Origin of the sequence: Solibacillus sp. FSL W8-0474 (assembly GCF_038004065.1) — a bacterium.
GTDB lineage: Bacteria > Bacillota > Bacilli > Bacillales_A > Planococcaceae > Solibacillus > Solibacillus faecavium.
Genome location: NZ_JBBOQJ010000001.1, coordinates 853,934 through 878,574, shown reverse-complemented (window position 1 = coordinate 878,574; position 24,641 = coordinate 853,934). Strand labels below are relative to the sequence as shown.

Here is a 24,641-nt window from a genome sequence, read left to right as displayed (position 1 = left end):
TTATAAAAAGGATTTTGGATACCATGACTAATTGCTTATAATAATATCCTCACCATTTGTAAAATATAACGGTGTAAAGTTTCTATTAACAGATTTTTTCCCAAAAAGTTAATAAAATAAACATTAAATCGAAAGGATTTGAAAAATTTGAGTAATGTAAAATGGACTCCAGAAGACTTCCAAGTATTTGAAATTGACGGCTTAGATGATCGAATGGAAGCTTTAACAAATATAATCCGCCCAAAATTCCATGAGCTTTCGGAAATTTTCACCGGTTATTTCAGTACACAGACAGGAGAAGAATTCTTTGGTCATGTTGCAAAACATGCACGCCGTACTGTTAACCCGCCAAAAGATTCATGGGTAGCATTCGCTCCTTATAAGCGTGGCTATAAATCTTTACCGCATTTCCAGATTGGACTGTGGGGTACACATCTTTTCATCGTTGTTGCGGTTATTTATGAAGCACCGCAAAAGCACGAAATGGCACAGCGTTTATTAGCTAATATTAATGCAATTAAAAGCTTATCAAATGACTACGTGATTTCCGGTGATCATATGCAGCCGGATGCATTCCCTTTAAAAGAAGCACGTGATGAAAAGCTTGAGCAGCTCCTTGTACGTCTGCGGGATGTAAAAAAGGGTGAATTCCTAGTTGGTCGACATATTCCTGCCAATGAGGCTATTCAAATGTCTGCAGAGCATTTTTTACAACTAGCAGAAAAGACATTTGATGAACTTCTCCCAATTTATGAAATCATCCAAGGTAGCAATTAACCATTTATTATTAATATGTACAAAAGACTGCTAAACATTCCAATAATCTAAAATAAATTTCAAAAAAATTCACAACCTAAAAAAAGAGAAATGGCACGGTTAAAGTGCCATTTCTCTTTTTTCGTAAGTTGAAACAAACAAACTATGCTCCACCTTAACTTTCTTATTTCATTTTTACAATTTGTCCATCAGCCAGTTCCTTTGCCAGCTTTACAACACGGAATGGTACGTAAGTGCTCGCTTGTTCAAAATCACGGCAAATTGTCTTTTCTTCCGCTTGTGATGGAACAACTTCTTTAAAGCGTTTATAACGTGACATCACGTTTTCACGCTTTACGCCTTTTTCGTATGCCATTTCCACTACTTCAAAAAAGCGTACGACATCGACCATTTCTTCTGTAGTCCAATCTGTTGACAATGGGTATGAATATTCCATAAATTATTACCTGCCTTTAATTATTGCTGCCCCCATTTTAAACGGATTTCTTCTGCTTGTACAACCATACGCTGAATTAATTCCTCAACTGTTGGAATATCATTTATCAAACCTGTTACTTGACCTGCCCATCCATATCCATTTGCTGAATCACCATCGTATATAAACTTTTTATTCGCTTCTCCACTAATATAATTTTTTAAAGCTTCGTAAGTTGGAGAATGTTGTTCAATTCCCAAAATTTGATCTGTAAATTCATTGCGGATTACTCTGGCCGGTGCACCAATCGAACGTTTTATAATTGCCGTATCCGTTTCTTCACTTTCAATTAGTGCCTGCTTGTATGCCATTGAAGCATGAACACATTCTTTAGTAGCTATAAAACGGGTTCCCATTTCAATACCCTCTGCACCGAGTGCATGAGCTGCTATCCACCCTCGACCGTCTCCAATGCCTCCAGAAGCTATGACAGGAATTGATACACTATCCACTACCTGAGGTACCAATACCATCGTTCCTACGTCGTCTCGCCCTAAATGACCGCCACCTTCTTGTCCAACAACCATAACAGCATCCGCTCCGAGCTGCTCTGCTTTTTGCGCTTGACGCTTTGCTGCTACCAATACTAGTTTTTTACAAGATGCATCTTTTAATATATCAAAAATAGGCGCTGGATTGCCTCCTGTAATCGTTACTACAGGTACGTCCATTTCAGCAGCGACTTCTACCATTCTTTCATATCCTTTTCCATGCATGCCTATTGCAAAATTTACTCCAAATGGTTTATTTGTCATTTCTTTCACTTTTTTTATTTCTTCCTTTAAAGCATCCGGCGACGATAAACTCATTGCTGTAATTTGCCCTAATGCACCTGCATTAGAAACAGCTGCAGCAAGCTCTGAGTAAGCTAAATACGCAAGTCCACCTTGTATAATCGGATATTGAACCTGTAATAATTCTGTTACCTTTGTATGCCAATTCATAGCCATTCCTCCTAAAATAAGTGTTTTCATTTCAAGTATTCTAAATATTTATATAGTCAGCATCTTTAATAGGTGCTATAATTCACTTGTTTTAAAATTACAATATAGTGAGGTGGTACCTGCGTTGTCACAGTTAGAGACTCCTTTGTTTGATGCATTACTCAAGCATCGCAACAGACATCCTATTCAGTTCCATATTCCAGGTCATAAAAAAGGACAGGGAATGGATCCAGCTTACAGAGAATTTGTAGGCGACAACGTTTTATCAATTGATTTAATTAATATTGCTCCACTAGATGATTTACACGCTCCTAAAGGTGTGATTATGCAAGCACAAAACCTTGCTGCCCAAGCCTTTGGGGCTGACCATACATTCTTTTCCGTACAAGGTACTAGTGGCGCCATAATGACGATGATTTTAACCGTCGTAGGTCCAGGCGATAAAATAATAGTACCGCGGAATGTACATAAATCCATTATGTCAGCGATTGTTTTCGCGGGTGCTATCCCAATTTTTATCCATCCTGAAGTAGATAGTGAGCTTGGCATCTCCCATGGTATTTCACCTGAGTCAGTTGAGCGTGCACTATTGAAATATCCGGATGCTAAAGCAGTACTTGTTATTAACCCTACTTATTTTGGTTTTGTAGCAGATTTAAAACGTATTGTTGACATTGTTCACGCGAGAAACATTCCTGTAATTGTAGATGAAGCTCACGGCGTTCATATTAAGTTCCATGATGATTTACCCTTATCGGCAATGCAAGCAGGCGCAGATATGGCTGCAACGAGCACACATAAGTTAGGTGGTTCAATGACAGGTAGTTCAGTATTAAACGTTAGAGAGGGCCTTGTGTCCGCTAAACGTGTACAATCTGTATTTTCAATGTTAACAACTACATCTACTTCCTACCCTATGCTTGCTTCAATTGATACAGCTCGTCGTCAATTAGCTGTTAACGGGCAGAATTTGTTGGACGATGCGATTCGTTTGGCACAAGATGCGCGTAAACGCATCAATTCTATCCCGCATCTTCATTGTGTGGGGCGTGAGAAGCTCGGTACATCTGCAACTTACGATATGGATCCATTGAAACTATTAATAAGTGTAAAAGATTTAGGGATTACAGGTCATGTAGCTGAAGAATGGCTTCGAGTAAATGCCAATTTAGAAATCGAACTATCAGATCTATACAATATTCTATGTTTAGTTACGATTGGAGATTCTAAAAAAGAAATAAATTTACTTATAAATGCTCTAACACGTATGTCAAAAGCATTTGAATCAGAAGCTTCTATTACAGAGACAAATGTTCAAATTCCCGAAATCCCTGCTCTTGCCATGTCACCACGGGATGCTTTTTATGCACAAACAGAAAGCATACCGCTTGCACTTTCTGAAGGTTACATTTGTGCTGAGTTTATAATGGTATACCCACCAGGGATTCCTATTTTTATTCCCGGGGAAATCATTACGCAAAGTAATATTGATTTCATTAAGATGAATGTTGAAGCGGGTCTTCCTGTGCAAGGTCCTGAAGATAGTACGTTACAGAATATACGAGTTATAAAAGAGAGAAAAGCAATATATTAATATCATTACAGACGACTCATATGTCGTCTGTTTTTTAAATGAAGTAGATTGAAATGAGCGGTATTATAAATGCCCCTACAACAGCACTGAGCCCCATTGATAATGATCCTATAGACAAATCCTCTTCACTATATTCCTTTAGCTTTGTTAAGCCTACACCATGCGAAGCGCTTCCCATAGCAACTCCTCGGCTAATAGCTGTGTCAATATTAAATACTTTAAATAATATAGGTCCCAAAATAGCACCCGTAAAACCTGCTACCATAACCAACACTGCAGTTAGAGGTGGAATTCCTCCTATAAGTTCGCTTACTTGCATCGCAACTGGTGTCGTCAATGACTTAGGTAAAGAAGTATAGATAAAGGCTTTACTCGATCCAAACAGTAAAAGAAACGCTACAACACTTATAAGACCCGCTAACATTGCCACAATAATGCTAATTATAATTGAGTATTTATATTTGAAAATAATATCCCGTTGATTATAAAGCGGAAAGGCTAATGCTACCACTGCAGGACCGAGCATTTTTGATAGCCATTGACCGCCCTCCATATAAGTTTCGTACGGTATGTTAAAGATCAACAAAACCGCTACCGTAATGCAAGTAACAGTTAGAATAGGTAACAAAAAAGGATTGCCAATTTTCAAGTACAGTTTATTCAGTAAAACGAAAAGTAACACTGTACTACTTATGATAAATAGACTTAGTAGAACTTGCGGTAACATGTTCCCCCTCCTTTTTTTGCTTTTCTTTTTCTTCAATAATTCTACTAACTTTCCCTGTAATGACTAACGTTAATATTGTACTTATAATTACAGCCATTATGAGGAGCCCACCAGACACTGTAAGTAATTCTGGGTAGTTAATTACTGCAACAGTGGAAGGAATAAAAAATAATGTTAAAAATGCCAACATAAAACTAGCACCTTTTTGAATGAATTTCACATTCAATAATTTGAAATAAAGTGATAACCATAATAATACTAGTCCAACGATACTTCCCGGTATGATAATTCCAGTTATTGAAACTATGTATTCTCCTACTAAATAAAATAAAATGATGATACCTATTTGAGCAATTGTACGTATAATATCCACTTGAAAAACCCCCTTGCGCACACTTTCATTGTACGACTATTAGAAATTTCTGTCTATTTCATTCTCTTACTATAATATAAAATATTCTATTATTACTTTTGAATATATCCATCTATCTAGACAACAAAAAGGCTATGCAGTATTTTCAACTGCATAGCCTTTAATCATTATTATTTAGATACGATATGGATTGGGTTGCCTAATAATACTTCAGCAGCTTCCATCGTAATTTCACCTAAAGTTGGGTGAGCATGAATTGTTAATGCTACGTCTTCAGCTGTCATACCAGCTTCGATAGCAAGACCCATTTCAGCGATCATATCAGATGCTCCAGCACCGATGATTTGAGCACCTACAAGTAAGCCATCTTCTTTACGAGCAACTAATTTCACAAAGCCTTCTGTTTGGTTAAGTGCTAATGCACGACCATTTGCAGCGAATGGGAATTTAGCAGCTTTCACTTCAAGACCTTCAGCTTTAGCTGTTTCTTCAGAGTATCCTACAGTTGCCATTTCTGGATCTGTGAAGCATACTGCTGGAATTGCTAAGTAGTCAACTACTGATGGTTCACCAGCAATTGCTTCCGCAGCAACTTTACCTTCATAAGAAGCTTTATGAGCAAGTTGTGGGCCTGCAACGATATCACCGATTGCAAAGATGTTAGAAACTGAAGTACGACCTTGTTTGTCAACTTCCAATAAACCGCGCTCTGCGAATTTAACTCCCACTTCTTCTAAGCCCATTTCATCTGTATTCGGACGACGACCTACAGTTACTAAAACGTAATCTGCTTCAACTGTTTTCTCTTCGCCACCTGCTTCATAAGTAACTACAACGCCGTTTTCGTTTTCTTCAACGCCTTTAGCAGATGCGTTTACTACTACTTCAACGCCCTTTTTCTTAAGACCTTTTTTAACGATTTGCGTCATTTGTTTTTCGAAACCAGCTAAAATATCTTTACCGCCTTCGATAATTGTTACTTGAGAACCTAAGTTAGCATAAGCTGAACCAAGCTCAGTTCCGATGTAACCGCCACCGATTACTACTAATTTACCTGGTACTTCAGGGAAAGATAATGCACCAGTTGAGCTTACTACGCGCTTTGTAAATTTGAATGTTGGGATTTCGATTGGACGAGATCCTGTTGCTAAAATTGCATTTTTGAATGTATATGTTTGGGCTTTATCGCCATCGATAACACGTACAGTGTTTGCATCTACGAAATATGCTTCACCTTTTACGATGTCTACTTTATTCCCTTTTAATAAACCTTCAACGCCGCCTACTAATTTTTTAACAACGCTGTCTTTAAATGCTTGTGCTTTAGACCAGTCAAGCTTTACTTCTGATGCAGTAACACCCATATCATCTGAATGTTGTGCATGCTCAAAGCGGTGACCTACTGAAATTAATGCTTTAGATGGGATACAGCCTACGTTTAAACAAACTCCACCTAATGCTCCACGTTCAACGATTGTAACTTTTTGACCTGTTTGTGCTGCACGAATTGCTGCAACATATCCACCAGGGCCAGAACCTACTACAAGAGTATCTAGTTCGATTGGAAAATCTCCTACTACCATTTTTTTACGCCTCCATTAATAATAGTTGCGGCTCACTTAATAAACGTTTTAAATGATTTAAAGCGTTTTGTGCAGTCGCACCATCGATCATACGATGATCAAAGCTCAATGATAATGCTAACACATGTGCTGCTACAATTTCACCATTTTTTATTACTGGTTTCTCTGAAATTCGACCAATTCCTAAAATCGCAACTTCAGGGTGATTGATTACTGGTGTAAACCATTGACCACCTGCTGAACCGATATTTGTAATGGATATTGAAGCACCTTTCATTTCATGAGATGCTAGCTTACCATCACGCGCTTTTACAGCCAGTTCATTAATTTCCTGTGACAGGCCAAAAACTGACTTACGATCAGCATGTTTAATAACCGGAACTAATAAACCTTTTTCTGTATCAGCAGCAATACCAATATTATAGTAATGTTTTTGAATAATTTCCTGTGTTGCGTCATCTAGCGAACGGTTGAATTCAGGATATTTACGTAAAGTCGAGATTAAAGCCTTCACAACGTACGGTAAATACGTTAATTTAACACCTTGCTCTGCTGCAATATCCTTGAATTGCTTACGGTGTGCAACAAGTTCTGTTACGTCTACTTCATCCATTAACGTTACGTGCGGAGCCGTATGTTTTGAATGAACCATCGCTTTTGCAATCGCTTTGCGCATACCACTCATTTTTTCACGTGTTTCAGGGAACTCGCCTTCAAGTGCAACAGGAGCAGCTTGTTTTGTTTCTGCTTGTTTCTCTTCTCCTTGTGGCTGTTGAGTCTCTTTTACTTCTTCTGTTTCAGAAGCCGACTCTTGACCTCCGTTTAGGAAGCTCTCAATGTCTTCTTTTAATACACGGCCATTTTTGCCTGTACCTGAAACTTGCTGAATTTCGACACCTTTTTCACGAGCATACTTGCGAACAGAAGGCATAGCGATAATGCGTTTGCCTGAAGTTTCTGTTTCAGATGGCGATGCAGCTTTTTCTGTTTCAGCAGGAGCTTCCGGCTGAGCAGCATCTGCACTTTTATCTGTTTTAGTTTCTTCTTTTTTCACATCTTGACCAGCCTCAGCAGTAGATTGCACTTGTGCTTCTGTTTTATTTGATTCATTTGATTCGTGGTGGTCATCACCTTTTAATTTTAAGTCTTCATAGCCTGGAGCATCAAAGCGGATTAAGGCATCTCCGACAATGGCCACTGTACCTTCTTCAACTAAAATCTCTTCTACTGTACCTTCTACTGGTGATGGAATTTCCACGACCGCTTTATCATTTTGAACTTCAGCTAAAATATCATCTTCTTTGACTTGATCGCCGGCTTTAACGAACCATTTGACGATTTCACCTTCATGTATACCTTCTCCGATATCTGGTAATCGAAACGTAAATGCCATATTTCTCACCCTCAATTCTTAGAATGTTAAAACTTTCTTCGCTGTTTCCATTACATCTTTATATGTTGGTAACCATACACCCTCTGCTTGAGGGAATGAATAAATTGTATCCGGTGCAGCAACACGTAATACTGGAGCTTCTAATGAAAGGATTGCACGCTCTGTAATTTCTGCTACAACATTTGCTGCAATACCTGCTTGCTTTTGCGCCTCTTGAACGACGATTGCACGACCTGTTTTTTCAACAGAAGCGATAATTGTTTCAATATCTAAAGGCTGAATCGTACGTAAATCGATTACTTCTACCGAGTAGCCTTCCTTCTCAAGTTCTTCTGCTGCTTTTAAACTTTCGTGAACCATTAACCCATAAGCAATAATTGAAAGGTCTTTTCCTTCGCGTTTTACATCTGCTTTCCCAAGTTCAATTGTATATGACTCTTCCGGAACTTCTTCACGGAAAGAACGGTAAAGTTTTAAATGCTCTAAGAAAATAACTGGGTTATTATCACGAATTGATGCAATTAGTAAACCTTTTGCATCATACGGTGTTGATGGAATTACCACTTTTAAACCTGGTGATTGAGCCATTAAACCTTCTAAAGAATCCGAATGCATTTCCGGTGTATGTACACCACCGCCAAATGGAGAACGAATTGTTACAGGCGCATTATACGTACCACCGGAACGGTATTTCATACGAGCTAATTGACCACTAATTGAGTCCATTACTTCAAAAACGAAGCCGAAAAATTGAATTTCAGGCACTGGACGGTATCCAGTTAACGCTAAACCAATTGCTAAACCACCGATTCCTGATTCTGCAAGTGGCGTATCAAATACACGATCAACGCCAAATTCTTTTTGAAGACCTTCTGTAGCACGGAAAACCCCGCCGTTTACACCAACGTCTTCACCGAATACTAAAACGTTTTCGTCATTTTTTAATTCGCAACGTAATGCATCTGTAATTGCTTGAATCATTGTCATTTGTGCCATGGCTTATTTCGACTCCTTCTCTTTATAAATCGCATACTGTTCTTTTAAGTTTGCTGGCATTTCACCATCATACATATTATCCATTAACTCTGTTACCTTTTGTTTTGGAGCTTTATCTGCTTCTTTAATTGCTTCTTTAATTTCTTCTTTTGCACGTTCTATTACTTCTTCTTCTTTCTTCTCATCCCATAAACCTTTAGCTTCAAGGTATTTACGGAAGCGTACTAATGGATCTTTTGCTGCCCATTCATTATCAGTATCAGTAGTACGATAACGCGTTGGGTCATCTCCTGCCATTGTATGTGGACCATATCGGTAACACATTGTTTCAATAAGCGTTGGACCTTCACCGCGAATCGCACGATCACGGGCGTCCTTAGTCGCTGCATAAACAGCTAACGGATCCATTCCGTCCACTAATATAGATGGAATGCCGGCTGCTATACCTTTTTGCGCGATTGTTTTTGCTGCAGTCTGTAATTCACGTGGTGTTGAAATTGCGAATTGGTTGTTTTGCACGATGAAGATAGCCGGTGATTTGAATGCACCTGCAAAGTTAATTCCTTCATAGAAATCACCTTGAGAAGAACCACCATCTCCTGTATATGTGATTGCAACCGTTTTTGAACCGCGCTTTTGTAAACCAAGTGCCACACCTGCCGTCTGAATATATTGTGCACCGATAATAATTTGCGGTGCCAATATATTTACCCCTTTCGGAACTTGATTTCCGATAAAGTGACCGCGGCTGAATAGGAATGCTTTCCACAATGGTAAACCATGCATAACAATTTGAGGTACATCACGGTAACCAGGCAAAATCCAGTCTTCTTTTTCCAATGCATATTGGGAAGCAAGCTGTGATGCTTCTTGACCAGCAGTAGGTGCGTAGAAGCCTAAGCGTCCTTGTCGGTTTAATGAAATTGAACGTTGATCTAAAATACGGACATAAACCATACGACTCATTAACTCAACTAATTGCTCATCCTTTAAATCCGGCATAGCTGCTTCGTTTACAATTTCACCTTGCTCATTCAATACTTGGAACATTTCGAACTTGCTTTCAATTTCCTGTAACGTTCCAGCTGGGTCCAATTGATTCATCATTTTATCTGCCATTGTTTACATCCCCTTTAAACTGTATTAAAAAATTCATTATTTTCACTAGTACAATATAACTCTACCCCGAGTATAATGAATAAAAATCTATCGGTCAATCATTGTTTACCATCTTTATTAAAGATTTTTCATAATTAACTTCAAATTGATACAGTTACATCACCTGTATCACAAAACTCCAATCGCTGTACTATAATAGAAAATTTTAAAACATTCTATTATTATTCATTTAATAGCACTTCAACAATATTTATTCCCTTAATTCGAATTCTTAAATCGGAAATCCCGAAGTTTTTTGTACTTCCCTTATCAAGAGTCGTGTATACTTATTCCAATAAGTTTTTACTGAAAGGAAGTTTCACATGATTTTAATGGAACACATTATTCGTGAGGGCCATCCCACATTACGAACACGCGCAGAGGAGGTTTCCTTTCCGTTGTCTGCGGAAGACCGCAAACTTGCAGAGGATCTGTTGCAGTATTTAATTAATAGCCAAGATCCTGAGATTGCCGAAAAGTATAATCTACGAGGGGGCATTGGCTTGGCTGCTAACCAAGTAAACAGCTTAAAGCGGATGTTTGCCCTGCATTTGGAAAACGAAGATGGTGAGTTATTAAGCTTTGTTGCCGTCAACCCTAGAATTGTCAGTCATTCTGTCGAGCAGACTTATATAACGAGTGGTGAAGGATGCCTATCTGTAGATCGCGCTGTTCCAGGCTATGTTCCTCGTTATGCGCGGATCACAGTTAAATTTATGACTGTGGACGGAGAAGAAAAGAAAATGCGTTTATCAGGACTTCCTGCTATCGCCTTTCAACATGAGCTTGACCATTTAAACGGTATCATGTTTTACGATCGAATAAACGAAAAAGACCCATTTGAGGTAATTGAAAATAGCATTCCATTTGGTAGAGAATAATACTAAAAAACGCGTGTGAAATAAATATTCACACGCGTTAGACTGTAGACAAACTTGAAGAAATTCGAGTTTGTCTACAGTTTTTTATTATAAAATAAAGTTTACCGGTGAATACCGTGGGATTTCTTCAAATGAATGAACGAAATCAATTTCTTTTCCTTATATTAGTTTAAGTTTTTCCATCGCCAGAGCCAGACCGTCCTCATCTACGTGCGCTGTTATCATTGACGCTGCTTCCTTCGCCTTTTTATGGCCATTTCCCATTGCCACACTGTGAGGGAATTCCGATAGCATTTCGATATCATTAAGCCCGTCCCCAAAGGTAACGATCTGTTCATCTGAATAACCCGTATACTCCAGCAATTTTTTTATACCGTTCGCTTTCGATCCCCCTTTTGGCAACATATCGCATGATTGCGGATGCCAACGGACGAATTGCACTTCAGGAAACTGCTGTTCATAAATTGGCTGTTCCTGTTCATTTATAAAAATTAATGTTTGATACACCGGCGTATGCAAATAATAGTTTGCATCGACTTGCGGGTATGGGAAATAAAGTGTAGCCAAGCTTTGCTCAATACTCTCATAATCCCCTGCCGAAGCAATCATTTCTTTTTCATTAAGAAAGACGAATGGATGATTTTTTTGTGAACCGAATTTTAAAATAGCGGATAACGTTTCATTTGCTATTTGGTCGGTATAAATCACTTCCCCTTTATAAACGACATATTGACCGTTGAACGTCACATATGTATCAATCTCAAGTTCCTCCAAAACCTCTTTTATCATAAATGGGGCACGACCAGTTGCTATCGCAATTTCATGTCCCTTTGCGCGCGCTTTGAAAATCGCTTCTTTTGCGGAATTCGGCAATTTTTTATCTGAATCGTACAGTGTTCCATCTACATCAAAAAATAATAATCTTTTCAACTTAAATTCTCCTTTATTTTCAAAGACCCTTTACAGAAATCTGAATATTTAGTATAATGAGAGCGAGGAGTGATGACCTATGTTAAAACGTCTCAAACAGAAATGGCGGAAACGATTAAAAGGCATCCTCGGTAAAAAATTAATTGCCTAAACACTTCATTGATTGGTGCGCCCTATTTAAGGACGTACCATTTTTTAGTTTTTATTCAATTGTTATGTTCATGTATTTGATGGGCTTTTCTTTATTTTAAAGGACTCCCATGATAATATAAAGGAAATGCATTTTTCTACTTATTAGAAATGCAGTAATAATGTTCGTAATTAAAGGAGAGTAACTATGATTTACAAAGTTTATTATCAAGAAAACATTTCTGAGATTCCAGTTCGCGAAAACACAAAAACTCTTTATTTAGAGGCGTCATCTGAACGTGAAGTACGTCACTATTTAAAAGACCGTAACTACAATATCGAACTTGTTCAACTTCTAGAAGGCAACTATTTAGAATACGAACAAAATAGCCCTAATTTCCGTCTGGAGAACGCTTAATTGTTATGAAATTCGTTAAGAATGATCAAGCGGCTGTATTCGCACTCGGCGGACTGGGCGAAATCGGCAAAAACACATATGCAGTACAATTCCAAGATGAAATCATTTTAATTGACGCAGGTATTAAATTCCCTGAGGACGACTTACTTGGAATTGACTACGTAATTCCAGACTATACGTACTTAGTTCGAAACGTAGACAAAATTAAAGGCTTATTTATCACACATGGCCACGAAGATCATATTGGCGGTATTCCTTATTTACTTCGTCAAGTTAATATCCCTGTTTATGGCGGAAAGCTTGCATTGGGACTGCTTCGCAACAAATTGGAAGAACACGGTTTATTACGTTCTACGAAATTAATCGAATTTAAAGAAGACGATGTTATTAAATTCCGTAAAACAGCCGTAAGCTTCTTCCGTACGACACATAGTATACCCGATGCATATGGTGTAGTAGTTAAAACACCCCCAGGCAATATCGTGCATACAGGTGACTTTAAGTTTGACTTTACTCCCGTTGGAGAGCCTGCCAACTTAACAAAAATGGCCGAAATTGGCCGCGATGGTGTACTTTGTTTACTATCAGATAGTACAAATGCAGAAAAAACTGACTTTACAATGTCTGAACGTACAGTCGGAAAAAGCATTGATGAAATTTTCCGTAAAGTTGATGGTCGTATTATTTTTGCGACATTCGCTTCGAATATTCATCGCCTGCAGCAAGCGACAGATGCAGCCGTAAAATATGGCCGTAAAATTGCCGTTTTTGGACGTTCAATGGATAACGCTATTACAATCGGTCGTGAATTAGGCTATATTACTGCACCTAAAGAAACTTTTATTGATGTGCAAAGCTTAAATCGTTTACCTGCAAATGAAGTAATGATTTTATGTACAGGTTCTCAAGGTGAGCCAATGGCAGCTTTATCGCGTATTGCCAACGGAACACATCGTCAAATTCAAATTCAGCCTGGTGATACAGTTGTATTCTCTTCTTCACCAGTACCAGGAAATACGATGAGTGTAAACAAAATTATTAACTTATTATTCCGTGCCGGTGCAGAAGTTATCCACGGTGCATTAAATAATATTCATACTTCCGGTCACGGCTCACAGCAAGAACAAAAACTAATGCTGCGTTTAATGAAACCAAAATTCTTTATGCCAATTCACGGTGAATACCGTATGTTAAAAATCCATACTGAATTGGCGGAAGCCTGTGAAGTACCACTGGAAAACTCATTCCTTATGGAAAATGGCGATGTATTGGCATTAAGTGCAAATGAAGCACATGTTGCCGGCCGCATTCCTTCAGGTGATGTATATATTGACGGTAATGGTATTGGAGATATCGGAAATATTGTATTGCGAGATCGTCGTATCCTTTCTGAGGAAGGTTTAGTTATCGTTGTTGTAAGTGTTGATATGGCGAAAAACAAAATCGTTTCAGGTCCGGATATTATTTCTCGAGGATTTGTTTATATGCGTGAATCAGGCATGATGATTAATGAAGCACAGAAAATGTTGAATTATCATTTAAACAGCACAATTCAAGAAAAAGATACACAATGGAACGATTTGAAAAACGAAATTACGGACGTATTGGGTCCTTATTTGTACGAAAAAACGAAACGTCGTCCTATGATTTTACCAATTATAATGGAAGTATAATTAAAATTGGTAAAGCCATTTAGGTAATTTCCCATAAAAATACCCGCCTACAATAAGTAAGCGGGTATTTTTTATTTTATTTTTATATTAGACATCGGCTACTTTTGAACAACTTTTTTCACAAAACGATTAATGTCTACGTCAGCGCCAATCATCAGCAAAACATCCCCTAATTGAATACGCTCTGTCGCTGCTGGAGAAATCATAATTTCATCTCCACGTGTAATGCCAACAATGTTGACACCGTATTTTGCACGAACGTCCAGTTCAATTAATGAATGACCTGCAATCTTTTCATTCGCTTTGATTTCCATAATTGAGTGCTCACTGGAGATTTCCAAATAATCAAGTACACTATTAGACATCATATTATTTGCAATACGAATGCCCATATCCCGTTCTGGATGCACAACAAAATCTGCTCCAATTTTAAGCAATACTTTTTCATGGTAATCATTTTGTGCTTTTACTGTAATTTGCGGAACACCTAGTTCTTTTAAAATAAGGGTTGTTAAAATGCTCGATTGGATATCTTCCCCAATTGCGACAATAACATGTTCGAAGTTCCAGAGCCCTAGTGATTTAATTGTTTCTTCCTCTGTCGTATCAGCTACTACCGCTTGAGTGGCAATACGGGCAAATTCATCGACACGTTCACTATCTGTATCAATTGCCATTACATTCGCTCCTTGTTTAACCAACTCGCGTACGATACTTCCTCCAAAGCGCCCTAGCCCTATTACTACAAATTCTTTTTTCATTGTATCTCCTCCGAACATCCAGTTGCCATTCATTTTAACTTATAAAAATGTATATTGTCATTAAATAATTCGCTCAATTTTTCCTTGCAGGGATTTAGTCGCTAGAGCTCCAGCGTGATAGAAGCGTAATTTCTGTTGTTGATCGAATAAATAGTAGGCAGGTACAATTTTATTTCCAAACCTATCGCTAATGATAAGTTCATTATCTAGGTGAATAGGATAATTTATACCTAATTCCTTTACTTTTCGTCTTACTAATTCAGAAGAAAAGTCGAGCTCTTCCCTAGGCATATGAATCGCTTGAATATTTAATCGGTCATTGAAAATATTACCAATAACATTCAATTTCTCTATGGATTGTTCACATTGCGAACAACTCATTGCCCAAAAATAAATTAATGTTGGCATATCCGATAGCTCTTTCATATGTTTTTTATTAATAACTTTTGTTGCCCCGCTTAGCGAAGGCATTATTGTCCGAATTCTCAATCGCATCCTCCTCGCTGTAACATATGTACAGGAGTTTTTTTCTGTACCGAACAAATGTCCAGTAACTAAAAAAATAATATCTTTCATTTCACAAATATACTTGAAAATCCCCGTATATTATGTATAATTATTATTATTTTCGTAAACTAAAAGTTTTGTAATAGTAAACTTCCTTACTGGATGTTTATCATATGTAAACAAAAATTGGTTATTGTATAAGGAGCGTGACTTGATGCAAATCGGTACGAAAATTAAAGCGTTACGCATAAAAAAAGGACTGACCCAGGAAGAACTTGGAGAGCGCACTGATTTAACGAAAGGCTATATATCTCAATTAGAGCGAGATTTAAATTCACCTTCAATTGAAACATTATTCAACTTATTGGAAGTTCTCGGGTGTTCACCACGGGACTTTTTTGATGATGAACAGAAAAACGAAAAAATTGTATTTACAAAAGATGATCAAACCAGTTTTACTGATCATGATAAAAAGTATGAAATTGAATGGCTCATTCCTACTTCAAATGAAAAAGAGATGGAACCGGTATTTATTACTCTCCATAAGAATGCGGAATTTAAAGCATTCGAACCGTCATTGGCGGAAACTTTCATTTATGTAGTTAAAGGGCGAATCCGTGTTGTCCTCGGAAACGAGGAATATATCGCAAGTGAAGGAAATGCTGTTTATTATGAAGCATCTTCCAACCATCAAATTTTTAATGCGCATAATGGAATAACAAAGTTACTCCTTGTCGCAACTCAATCTTACTTATAAATCAGGAGGCTACTTAAATGGATAACACGATTATTCGCTTTGAAAATGTTACAAAATCATATGATGACGGTACAGTTGTCTTAAAAAATATTAACTTCGAACTAGAGCGGGGGAAATTCTACACATTACTAGGTCCATCCGGATGTGGTAAAACAACTATTTTACGTATTATTGCTGGTTTTACTGATGCTTCAACAGGTGATGTATTTTTTAATGGAAAACGTATGAATGATGTACCGGCAAATGAACGCCAAGTAAATACTGTATTCCAGGATTACGCGCTTTTCCCTCACTTAAATGTGTTTGAAAATGTGGCATTTGGCTTACGTATTAAAAAAGTGAAAGAAGCCGAAATAAATGACCGCGTGCAAGAGGCATTAAAATTCGTCAATTTAGCAGGCTATGGCAACCGTGAAATTTCAGAAATGTCCGGTGGTCAACGTCAACGTGTCGCAATTGCACGTGCTATCGTTAATGATCCGGAAGTTATTTTATTGGATGAGCCATTATCAGCACTCGATTTAAAATTACGTACAGAAATGCAGTATGAGTTACGTGAATTACAGCAACGATTAGGCAAAACGTTCATTTTTGTTACACACGACCAAGAAGAAGCTTTGGCAATGAGTGATGAAATTTTTGTTCTTTCTAATGGGGAAATTAAACAATCAGGAACTCCAGTGGATATATATGATGAGCCAATTAACCGTTTTGTAGCAGACTTTATCGGAGAGTCAAACATTGTAGACGGATTAATGATTGAAGACTACAAAGTTCGATTCGCTGGAAAAGAATTTGAGTGTGTAGACGGTGGCATGAAGCCAAATGAAAAAATTGACGTTGTTATTCGTCCGGAAGATTTGGAAATCACAACACCGGAAAACGGCAAGTTAATTGTTACTGTTGATACTCAATTATTCCGAGGTGTTCATTACGAATTATCAACGTATGATCAAGACGGAAATGAATGGTTAGTCCACTCATTGAAAAAAGCAGATGTTGGAGCAGAAATTGGATTGGACTTTGATCCTGAAGCTATTCACGTTATGAGATTAAATGAGACAGAAGCGGACTTCGACAAACGTTTGGAAGCTTATGGGGACGAAGACTATGAATAAGACAGCAAAAGGCCCGTTAATTCCCTATATTTTTTGGATTTTATTATTCGTTATTGCACCAATTGCGTTAATCGTTTATTATTCTGTTCTTGATTTGAATGGTAACTTCACTTTAACCAACTACGCAAAATTCTTTACACCAGTTTATTTAAAAATGACATTGAGCAGCTTCTGGTATGCATTTCTGATTACGCTATTTACGTTGTTATTTGCCTACCCTACTGCCTACTTATTAACAAAAACGAAACATAAGCAATTATGGCTTATGCTCATTATCATTCCATCTTGGATTAACCTGCTCTTAAAAACTTATGCATTCATCGGTATTTTTGGTTTATACGGCCCAATTAATGCAATGATTGAAGTGTTTGGTTTTAATCCAAAGCAAATTTTATTTACAGACTTTAGTTTTGTTTTCGTATCGGTATATATTTTCATTCCATTTATGATAATTCCGATTTTCAATTCTTTAGACAAAATGAATCCATCTTTAATCTATGCTGCACGTGATTTAGGTGCATCCAGCTGGACAACCTTCCGCCGAGTTATTTTCCCATTAACTATTGATGGCGTAAAATCAGGTATTCAGGTTACCTTTATCCCAGCTTTATCTTTATTCATGATCACACGTTTAATCGCCGGAAACCAAGTCATTACTTTAGGTACTGCCATTGAACAACAATTCCTTGTATCTCAAAACTGGGGAATGGGTTCTACAATTGCCGTATTCTTAATTCTATTTATGGTTCTTACAATGTTATTTACTAGACAAAAATCTAAAGGAGGACGCGTTTAATGAAAAAATTATCATCTATGTCGAAAATTTATTTAATTTTCGTATTCGCGGTCCTTTATGCTCCGATATTTTATTTAATTTTTTACTCATTCAATAGTGGTGGCAGTATGAATAATTTCGAATCGTTCACACTGGAGCATTACGCAGCAGTATTTGAGGATTCAAGATTAATCATTATTCTACTTAATACAGTGCTCGTTGCCCTTTTATCAGGCCTGATCGCAACAATAATCGGGACATTGGGCGCTATTGGCATTATTTCAATAAAGGATAAAAAAATGCGTAATACATTGCTTTCATTAAATAATGTCCTTATCGTTTCACCGGATGTTGTAATCGGTGCAAGCTTCCTTATTTTATTTACGATGATTGGTGTAAAGTTAGGGTTTGCCTCTGTACTAGTATCGCATGTTGCATTTAGTGTACCGATTGTAGTGCTCATGATTTTACCAAAATTGCTTGAAATGAATACTTCATTAATTGATGCCGCAAGAGATTTAGGTGCGACAAAACGTGATGTATTAATGCGCGTTATTTTGCCGTATATATCTCCTGGTATTTTCGCAGGATTTTTTATGGCTTTAACATATTCACTTGATGATTTTGCAGTCACTTTCTTCGTTACAGGTAACGGGTTTAGTACATTGTCGGTAGAAATCTACTCAATGGCCCGCGCCGGAATTTCTTTAACAATCAATGCTATTTCAGGATTAGTATTTGCCGTAACAGTACTAATCGTTATCGGGTATTACTTCATTAATAAACGTTCAAAATCAATAGCAACGGGGGGACATCAATGAGAGACTTAATTCAAGCAACAGTTGCTATTGTCATTGCCTGTGCCCTTCTGTTTGTAGCAGTGGACCGGATGCAGTCTGCTGGATCTGCTGGAAGCAAGGACACATTAACAGTCTTTAACTGGGGCGAATATATCGATCCAGAGTTAATCGATAAATTTGAAGAAGAAACAGGTATTAAAGTAACATATGAAACATTTGATTCAAATGAAGCGATGTTAACAAAAGTACAGCAAGGAGGCTCTGCATATGATATTGCAGTTCCTTCTGAGTATACAATTGAATCGATGAAGGAAGATGGATTACTAATTCCAATCGATCATAGTTTAGTACCGAATTTACAAAATATTAACGAAGACTTTTTAGATTTACCGTTTGATCCAGCTAATGAATATTCGATCCCTTATTTCTGGGGAACGGTTGGAGTTGTATATAATCCTAATTTAATTGAAGACCATTTAACATTCGAATCTTGGGATGACCTATGGGACCCTTCACTGAAAAGAAAGATTTTCCTAGTGGATGGATCAAGGGAAGTAATCGGTATGGGGCTTAACTCAATCGGTCACTCCCTTAATGTGAAAGATGATGCATTACTGCGTGAAGCAACAGATAATTTAATTAAGCTTTCACCAAACATTAAAGCAATCATTGGTGATGAAATTACACCACTTATGATTAATAACGAAGCCGCAGTAGCACTTACCTTCTCGGGCCAAGCTGCTGATATGATGTGGGAAAATGAAGAATTGGAATTCGCTGTTCCACAGGAAGGTTCCAACTTATGGTTTGATAATATGGTTATCCCTAAAACTTCAAGAAATATTGAGGGTGCACATAAATTCATTAACTTTATGCTAGATGCAGAAAATGCTGCCCAAAATGCTGACTATGTTGGCTATTCAACACCAAATGAAGCAGCTTGGGACCTATTGGATGAAGAAGTGGTTAGTGATGAACGCTTCTACCCTTCACATGATCAACGTGAAAAGTTGGAAGTATATGAAAACCTAGGCCTTGAATGGCTCGGAAAATATAATGAATATTTCTTGGAATTTAAGATGAGTTTTTAATAAAAATTAAGGGCAGCCTTAAAAGTCGATTTTTTTCTGACTTTTCGGCTGCCCTATTTTTATAACTTATGTATAATCCTTTTATCTAGACAATCATTTTCTTCATCCCAAATCATATGAATCTCAAAAGTTCCTGGTTCGAAAAAGTAATCGAAACGAACCTGTATATCTTCCTGCATAGGGTAGTTTTTTGCTTCACGAATTTTCACCCATTCCAACGTTCCTTCATCACAATTTGTGAGCAGCTCCCCTGTAAAGTCATCCGTCCAATAATTATAAATAATAAAATGATCTTTTTTCACTTCATTTGTATAATGGGAAATGCCTTTAAATGTTAAGGAAAGTACATCCAGACCTGTCTCCTCTTTCACTTCACGGATTGCTCCTTGTGCAAATCCTTCTGGAAAGTTTATTTTGCCCCCCGGTGGTATGTAGCCTTTAAAATGATCATGCTGACGATTGAGCAATAATACTTTATCATCTTTTTGTATCATTACTACTGTCCAAAATTTATAATTCATATAAACAACCTCTCTTCATTATCTATCTACATTTTGGCAATATTCTTTTTAACTTTCAATATATAAATTCCTTCAAAGGAATGATGTAATTTATCGTGAAAGTTTGTACAATATGGTATGCTATTGGAAATATATATTTCTGCAACCGAAATATTTTAATGGAAGGCTGGCATTATATGACGCAACAATCTAATAAATTGGCACTTTATTTATTAATGTTTAATATGTTTATTACAATGGGTGGGATTGGCATTATTGTCCCTGTTATGCCGGCTTATTTGCAATTATTCGGTGTTGGCGGACAAGTCCTTGGATTTTTAATTGCAGGATTTGCACTTGCCCAATTTCTACTCTCTCCGATTGCTGGGGATTTATCGGATCGGCATGGACGAAAAATGTTTATCATAGGCGGATTAATCGTCTATGGCTGCGCTCAAATTCTATTTGGACTTGCCACTGAAGTATGGGTACTGTTTTTATCCCGCTTTTTAAGTGGTGCCGGCGCGGCGTTTATTATGCCTCCGATTATGGCCTTTGTAGCTGATATTACAACCCACGAAGAACGTGGAAAAGGAATGGGCATGATTGGAGCAGCCATGTCTTTAGGCTTTATGATTGGACCTGGTATTGGTGGATTTTTATCAAATGTAAATTTAACGTTTCCATTTTTCTTAGCGGGGGTTGTTGCATTTATTGCAGCCACTTTATCAGCTGTATATTTACCAAACATTAAAAATACCCATGCTGTTTTAGCTCCAAGAGAAAACTTATCAAAGCAATTAGTTAAATCAGTAAAGACCTCCTATTTCGTCTTTTTAATAGTCGTTTTTACATTTAGCTTTGGAATATCAAATTTCCAAGCGACCTTAACACTGTATTTAGATAATAAGTTTGGCTATACACCTAGTGAAATTGCGATAATATTAACTGTTGGCGGCTTTGCAGGTGTTGTATTGCAAATGTATGTTGTTAACAAATTATTTAAGCGTTTCGGGGAAGTAAAAGTTATTTTAGTAAACTTGCTCCTGGCCGCAGTGACTATGCTGCTGTTTATTTATATTAGTGGTTTCTTCATTATTTTAGTTGTTGCTACCTTATTCTCAATCGCTACAACCTTTATACGCCCAGCCGTTAATACGCTCATTTCAAAACTTGCAGGCAATGAACAAGGGTTTGCAGCTGGTATGAATAACGCGTACATGAGTCTAGGCAATATGTTTGGACCTGCACTTGCGGGCGTTCTTTTCGACTGGAATCGTGATTCTCCTTATATTTTAGGGGCAATCGTTTTAATTGGTTGCTTCATGCTCGCCTATTTGTGGACAGCAAAAAAAGCTCCGCATTTGCTGAAAGCCTCCTCATAAATTGAAAAAGGGATGACCAGGAAAAGTCCTGGCATCCCTTTTACTTTATTAAACTATTAACGTTGTCTCAAAAATTGCTCTACAAATTGACAATTAAGCGGAATTAATAATTCATCTGGTACCATCTTCGCATGATGAAGACCATACGATGAAGCTGCTCCTGTCCAAAACATTGCACCAGGTATATCCTTTATAAAATAACCAAAGTCCTCACCTGTCATTGCTGCAGGACATTCATATGCTATTGCACCATCGAATTGTTCGGCAAACTGCAACAGTGCGTTCGCACAGTCTGCATCATTGTTTACTTCATAATACATCGAGCCGTAATCAATCGAAACAGTACATTCGAATGCTGCTTCTATACCTGCACAAATCGCCTCAATACGTCGTTTCACTTCTGCCATAGCATCTGCATTCAACGTTCTGATCGTACCTTCCAACCGCGCATTTTCAGCAATTACATTCTGTACTGTACCGGCTGTCATTTTCCCTACGGTAATAACTGCACTATCCATCGGGTCGACATTACGGCTAATAACTGTTTGAAGCTGCAAAAGTAAATTCGCCGCTGCAATGGTCATATCCCTTGTCTTATGTGGATAAGCTGCATGCCCGCCAATACCTTTTAAATCGATAAATAGCTCTGACGTATTCGCAAACAGTAGTCCAGGCTTAGTCGCAATTGTTCCAACAGGATATTCAGGAGCAATATGCAGTGCATATATTTCATCGGCAACAAGCTGTGGTTGTTCTGCTTTTAACCACTCAAGCATCGGTTCTGCTCCCCCTGGTCCTTCCTCAGCCGGCTGAAAATAAATTACGACATTCTGAATTGGAGGCTGTTTGGAGAAAGCTTCAACTAAACCAAGCGCAATTGCCATATGACAATCATGTCCACAAGCATGCATATACCCTTCAAACTCAGACGAAAATGGTAAGCCCGTTTCTTCCTGCACTGGGAGTCCATCAATATCTGTTCGCCAACCGATTAGTTTTGTTGGATTCGTCCCTTTTATATAAACGACTATACCAGTCTTCCAAGTTGAGATTTCCAGATATTGTTGATCCAAGTTTGAAATGAACTGCAATAAATAGCTTTGGGTTTTGAATTCTTTAAACCCTATTTCCGGAATTTTATGTAGGTCCCGTCTTATATCAATGAGATGGCTCATAATAACCTACCTTCTTATAACTGTCTTAAAGAATCAATAATTTCTGTTTTTGATTTCGTTTTTTCATCTAATTTCTTAATTTCACGCGCAGGAACGCCTGCCACGACTGTAAATGGTTCTACATCTTTAATGACGATTGCACCGGCTGCTACAACTGCACCCTTACCAATACGCACACCTTCTAACACTACGGCGTTTGCACCAATTACTACATCATCTTCCACTACAACCGGTAAAGCACTAGGTGGCTCCACAACACCGGCTAGTACTGATCCAGCACCAATATGGCAGTTATCTCCGACTGTTGCGCGACCACCTAATACAACACCCATATCTATCATTGTTTTCGCACCGATTTCAGCACCAATATTAATAATCGCACCCATCATAATAACTGCATTATCCCCAATTGTTACTTGATCGCGAATAATAGCACCTGGTTCAATACGTGCGTTTACATGTTTTAAATCTAAAAGTGGTACACCTGAATGACGGCGATCATTTTCTATAACATAATCTTCAATGTGTTGAGCATGCTCTTTTAATGAAGCCTCTATTTCTGACCATTCACCAAATACTACTGCATGATTTCCTTCTCCGAAAACTTTACTTTGTTCACCATATGATAAATCTGCAACACCATTACCCTTCACATATACCTTCACTGGTGTAACCTTTTTTGATTGTGAAATAAAATCAATAATTTGTTGTGCATTTAACTTTTCCATTTGGACACCTCACTGCATGTTAGTATTTTTAACATGACTAATTGTACTAAATTTTCAGCCAAATTAAAACTTTTTTAATTGGTTTCTTTTGAATAATCATAAAGACAACGTGCATGATCTTGTACGACGTCGACAAATGCCTGCACTTGACGGAGTTCAAATGTTGATTCGTAGCCTATAAGCCATGTATCCCGCGTTAAACCTAATCCATCATCCTTCTCATTATTTGTTAAAGAGATTTTATGGACATTCTCCTCACCGTTTAACGTAATAGAAGGTAAAATCGCATAACCAATACCGTTCAATGCCATTTGCTTACATGTTTCGATTTGATCCACGATAATTTGATGCTTTGGATTATAGTTAAAATGACGCTGCCACCATTGCTGAATTTCCTGATAATAGTTTGAATCACTTTTAAACTGAATAAAAGGTCTGTCGGATGTAATAATATCTTCCATATCTTTAATTTCTTTATCTACTAAATACATTGTATCCCGAAATAAGTGAATCTTTTTTCCTTTCCATTCCGATTGACCACGGACAATACCGATATGCGCTTCTCCATCATAAAGTGCTTTTACAATTTCAGAACTCCAGCCAGTCATGAGCGAGATTTTCGTATCAGGATATTTGGTTACATAGTCCTTCAACACTTTTGGTAACCAATTTTGCCCTACAATCGAGGCACAGGCAATTTTTAATGTACCATGAACCTTTGAATTCAATGCTTGGATTGTTTCAAAAATATCTTCCCGCTTTATAATCATTTCACTCGAATATTGAATTACAAGCTCTCCCGCAGGCGTTGGTGTCAGCCCTTTTTGGGAACGTATAAAAAGTTGGGCACCCCATTCTTTTTCAATTGACTGTAACCTTTGCGATAAAGCAGGTTGTGTTAAAAAAAGCCGCTCTGCCGCTTTTCGCATGTTTCTCTCTTCTGCCAGTACTTTAATTATTTCGGCTTCCGTAGCTGTCATTGCTATTCTCCCT

At 37.6% G+C, this 24,641-nt stretch carries 26 protein-coding genes; 11 read left to right on the top strand and 15 right to left on the bottom strand.

Translation table 11 applies throughout. From position 1 onward, the window contains the following. The first annotated feature begins 147 nt into the window (after window positions 1–147). Window positions 148–777 (top strand): YktB family protein, encoded by a 630-nt coding sequence (locus tag NYE67_RS04265; protein ID WP_340727128.1) that lies wholly within the window; start codon window positions 148–150, stop codon window positions 775–777. Window positions 778–940: 163 nt separating this feature from the next. Here NYE67_RS04265 and NYE67_RS04260 read toward each other — a convergent pair whose 3' ends face one another. Both NYE67_RS04260 and NYE67_RS04255 read right to left on the bottom strand, forming a co-directional pair. Beyond that, window positions 941–1,213 carry a UPF0223 family protein gene (locus NYE67_RS04260; RefSeq protein WP_340727127.1) on the bottom strand — a complete coding sequence of 91 codons (273 nt, stop codon included), beginning with the start codon at window positions 1,211–1,213 and terminating at the stop codon, window positions 941–943. A gap of 20 nt (window positions 1,214–1,233) precedes the next feature. After that, window positions 1,234–2,196: an NAD(P)H-dependent flavin oxidoreductase gene (locus tag NYE67_RS04255; RefSeq protein ID WP_191698545.1), complete on the bottom strand. Its 963-nt coding sequence runs from the start codon at window positions 2,194–2,196 to the stop codon at window positions 1,234–1,236. Window positions 2,197–2,320: 124 nt separating this feature from the next. On the opposite strand from NYE67_RS04255, the gene NYE67_RS04250 reads away from it, so the two are divergent. Continuing rightward, complete coding sequence (locus NYE67_RS04250) at window positions 2,321–3,790, top strand: aminotransferase class I/II-fold pyridoxal phosphate-dependent enzyme (protein WP_191698546.1); 1,470 nt, start codon at window positions 2,321–2,323, stop codon at window positions 3,788–3,790. 34 nt (window positions 3,791–3,824) lie between these two features. Here the strand turns inward: NYE67_RS04250 and NYE67_RS04245 are convergent, their stop codons facing one another. From NYE67_RS04245 to pdhA, 6 genes are all read right to left on the bottom strand, one after another. Continuing rightward, entirely contained in the window at window positions 3,825–4,517 is a 693-nt protein-coding gene (locus NYE67_RS04245) for an LrgB family protein (RefSeq protein ID WP_340727126.1), read from the bottom strand. Next, the gene (locus tag NYE67_RS04240) at window positions 4,477–4,890 is read right to left on the bottom strand and encodes a CidA/LrgA family protein (protein WP_340727125.1); all 414 of its coding nucleotides are present in this window, start codon (window positions 4,888–4,890) and stop codon (window positions 4,477–4,479) included. Before NYE67_RS04240 ends, NYE67_RS04245 begins: the two co-directional genes overlap by 41 nt. 170 nt (window positions 4,891–5,060) lie before the next feature. Then, entirely contained in the window at window positions 5,061–6,473 is a 1,413-nt protein-coding gene (lpdA, locus tag NYE67_RS04235) for a dihydrolipoyl dehydrogenase (protein WP_191698549.1), read from the bottom strand. A gap of 4 nt (window positions 6,474–6,477) precedes the next feature. Further along, complete coding sequence (locus tag NYE67_RS04230) at window positions 6,478–7,866, bottom strand: dihydrolipoamide acetyltransferase family protein (protein WP_340729305.1); 1,389 nt, start codon at window positions 7,864–7,866, stop codon at window positions 6,478–6,480. Between the two features lie 18 nt (window positions 7,867–7,884). Next, window positions 7,885–8,862 carry an alpha-ketoacid dehydrogenase subunit beta gene (locus tag NYE67_RS04225; protein ID WP_336045822.1) on the bottom strand — a complete coding sequence of 326 codons (978 nt, stop codon included), beginning with the start codon at window positions 8,860–8,862 and terminating at the stop codon, window positions 7,885–7,887. 3 nt (window positions 8,863–8,865) lie between these two features. Then, window positions 8,866–9,981: a pyruvate dehydrogenase (acetyl-transferring) E1 component subunit alpha gene (pdhA, locus tag NYE67_RS04220; protein ID WP_340729304.1), complete on the bottom strand. Its 1,116-nt coding sequence runs from the start codon at window positions 9,979–9,981 to the stop codon at window positions 8,866–8,868. Window positions 9,982–10,343: 362 nt separating this feature from the next. On the opposite strand from pdhA, the gene def reads away from it, so the two are divergent. Beyond that, the gene (gene def / locus NYE67_RS04215; protein ID WP_340727122.1) at window positions 10,344–10,901 is read left to right on the top strand and encodes a peptide deformylase; all 558 of its coding nucleotides are present in this window, start codon (window positions 10,344–10,346) and stop codon (window positions 10,899–10,901) included. A gap of 159 nt (window positions 10,902–11,060) precedes the next feature. Here the strand turns inward: def and NYE67_RS04210 are convergent, their stop codons facing one another. Next, complete coding sequence (locus tag NYE67_RS04210; protein WP_340729303.1) at window positions 11,061–11,831, bottom strand: Cof-type HAD-IIB family hydrolase; 771 nt, start codon at window positions 11,829–11,831, stop codon at window positions 11,061–11,063. Between the two features lie 337 nt (window positions 11,832–12,168). On the opposite strand from NYE67_RS04210, the gene NYE67_RS04205 reads away from it, so the two are divergent. Beyond that, window positions 12,169–12,378: a DNA-dependent RNA polymerase subunit epsilon gene (locus tag NYE67_RS04205; RefSeq protein WP_008403475.1), complete on the top strand. Its 210-nt coding sequence runs from the start codon at window positions 12,169–12,171 to the stop codon at window positions 12,376–12,378. A gap of 5 nt (window positions 12,379–12,383) precedes the next feature. Then, window positions 12,384–14,051 carry a ribonuclease J1 gene (gene rnjA / locus NYE67_RS04200; RefSeq protein ID WP_191698556.1) on the top strand — a complete coding sequence of 556 codons (1,668 nt, stop codon included), beginning with the start codon at window positions 12,384–12,386 and terminating at the stop codon, window positions 14,049–14,051. Window positions 14,052–14,149: 98 nt separating this feature from the next. Here the strand turns inward: rnjA and NYE67_RS04195 are convergent, their stop codons facing one another. Then, complete coding sequence (locus NYE67_RS04195) at window positions 14,150–14,812, bottom strand: potassium channel family protein (RefSeq protein ID WP_191698557.1); 663 nt, start codon at window positions 14,810–14,812, stop codon at window positions 14,150–14,152. Window positions 14,813–14,872: 60 nt separating this feature from the next. Continuing rightward, entirely contained in the window at window positions 14,873–15,388 is a 516-nt protein-coding gene (locus NYE67_RS04190) for a TlpA family protein disulfide reductase (protein ID WP_340729302.1), read from the bottom strand. Window positions 15,389–15,533: 145 nt separating this feature from the next. Here NYE67_RS04190 and NYE67_RS04185 point away from each other — a divergent pair, with 145 nt between their 5' ends. The 5 genes from NYE67_RS04185 to NYE67_RS04165 are packed head-to-tail and all read left to right on the top strand — an operon-like array spanning window position 15,534 to window position 19,860. Beyond that, on the top strand, window positions 15,534–16,076 hold the full coding sequence (locus tag NYE67_RS04185) for a helix-turn-helix domain-containing protein (RefSeq protein WP_340727119.1): 543 nt from the start codon (window positions 15,534–15,536) through the stop codon (window positions 16,074–16,076). Between the two features lie 17 nt (window positions 16,077–16,093). Continuing rightward, entirely contained in the window at window positions 16,094–17,194 is a 1,101-nt protein-coding gene (locus tag NYE67_RS04180; RefSeq protein WP_340729301.1) for an ABC transporter ATP-binding protein, read from the top strand. Next, window positions 17,187–17,990, top strand: a complete 804-nt coding sequence (locus tag NYE67_RS04175; RefSeq protein ID WP_191698561.1) for an ABC transporter permease — start codon at window positions 17,187–17,189, stop codon at window positions 17,988–17,990. Before NYE67_RS04180 ends, NYE67_RS04175 begins: the two co-directional genes overlap by 8 nt. Next, a complete protein-coding gene (locus NYE67_RS04170) occupies window positions 17,990–18,790 on the top strand; it encodes an ABC transporter permease (protein ID WP_340729300.1) in 801 nt (266 codons plus the stop codon). The genes NYE67_RS04175 and NYE67_RS04170 overlap by 1 nt, the downstream gene beginning before the upstream one ends. Continuing rightward, window positions 18,787–19,860, top strand: coding sequence for an ABC transporter substrate-binding protein (locus NYE67_RS04165; RefSeq protein ID WP_340727118.1), 1,074 nt, complete (start codon window positions 18,787–18,789; stop codon window positions 19,858–19,860). Before NYE67_RS04170 ends, NYE67_RS04165 begins: the two co-directional genes overlap by 4 nt. Window positions 19,861–19,919: 59 nt before the next feature. On the opposite strand, the gene NYE67_RS04160 is transcribed toward NYE67_RS04165, so the two are convergent. After that, window positions 19,920–20,381, bottom strand: coding sequence for an 8-oxo-dGTP diphosphatase (locus NYE67_RS04160; RefSeq protein ID WP_340729299.1), 462 nt, complete (start codon window positions 20,379–20,381; stop codon window positions 19,920–19,922). Window positions 20,382–20,557: 176 nt separating this feature from the next. Between NYE67_RS04160 and NYE67_RS04155 the strand changes: the two genes are divergently transcribed. After that, complete coding sequence (locus NYE67_RS04155; protein WP_340727116.1) at window positions 20,558–21,745, top strand: MFS transporter; 1,188 nt, start codon at window positions 20,558–20,560, stop codon at window positions 21,743–21,745. A gap of 56 nt (window positions 21,746–21,801) precedes the next feature. Here NYE67_RS04155 and NYE67_RS04150 read toward each other — a convergent pair whose 3' ends face one another. From NYE67_RS04150 to NYE67_RS04140, 3 genes are all read right to left on the bottom strand, one after another. Continuing rightward, the gene (locus NYE67_RS04150) at window positions 21,802–22,920 is read right to left on the bottom strand and encodes an N-acetyldiaminopimelate deacetylase (RefSeq protein ID WP_340727115.1); all 1,119 of its coding nucleotides are present in this window, start codon (window positions 22,918–22,920) and stop codon (window positions 21,802–21,804) included. Window positions 22,921–22,934: 14 nt separating this feature from the next. After that, on the bottom strand, window positions 22,935–23,648 hold the full coding sequence (gene dapD, locus NYE67_RS04145) for a 2,3,4,5-tetrahydropyridine-2,6-dicarboxylate N-acetyltransferase (protein WP_340727114.1): 714 nt from the start codon (window positions 23,646–23,648) through the stop codon (window positions 22,935–22,937). Window positions 23,649–23,722: 74 nt separating this feature from the next. Then, window positions 23,723–24,628, bottom strand: a complete 906-nt coding sequence (locus NYE67_RS04140) for a LysR family transcriptional regulator (protein WP_191698567.1) — start codon at window positions 24,626–24,628, stop codon at window positions 23,723–23,725. Window positions 24,629–24,641 lie beyond the last annotated feature (13 nt).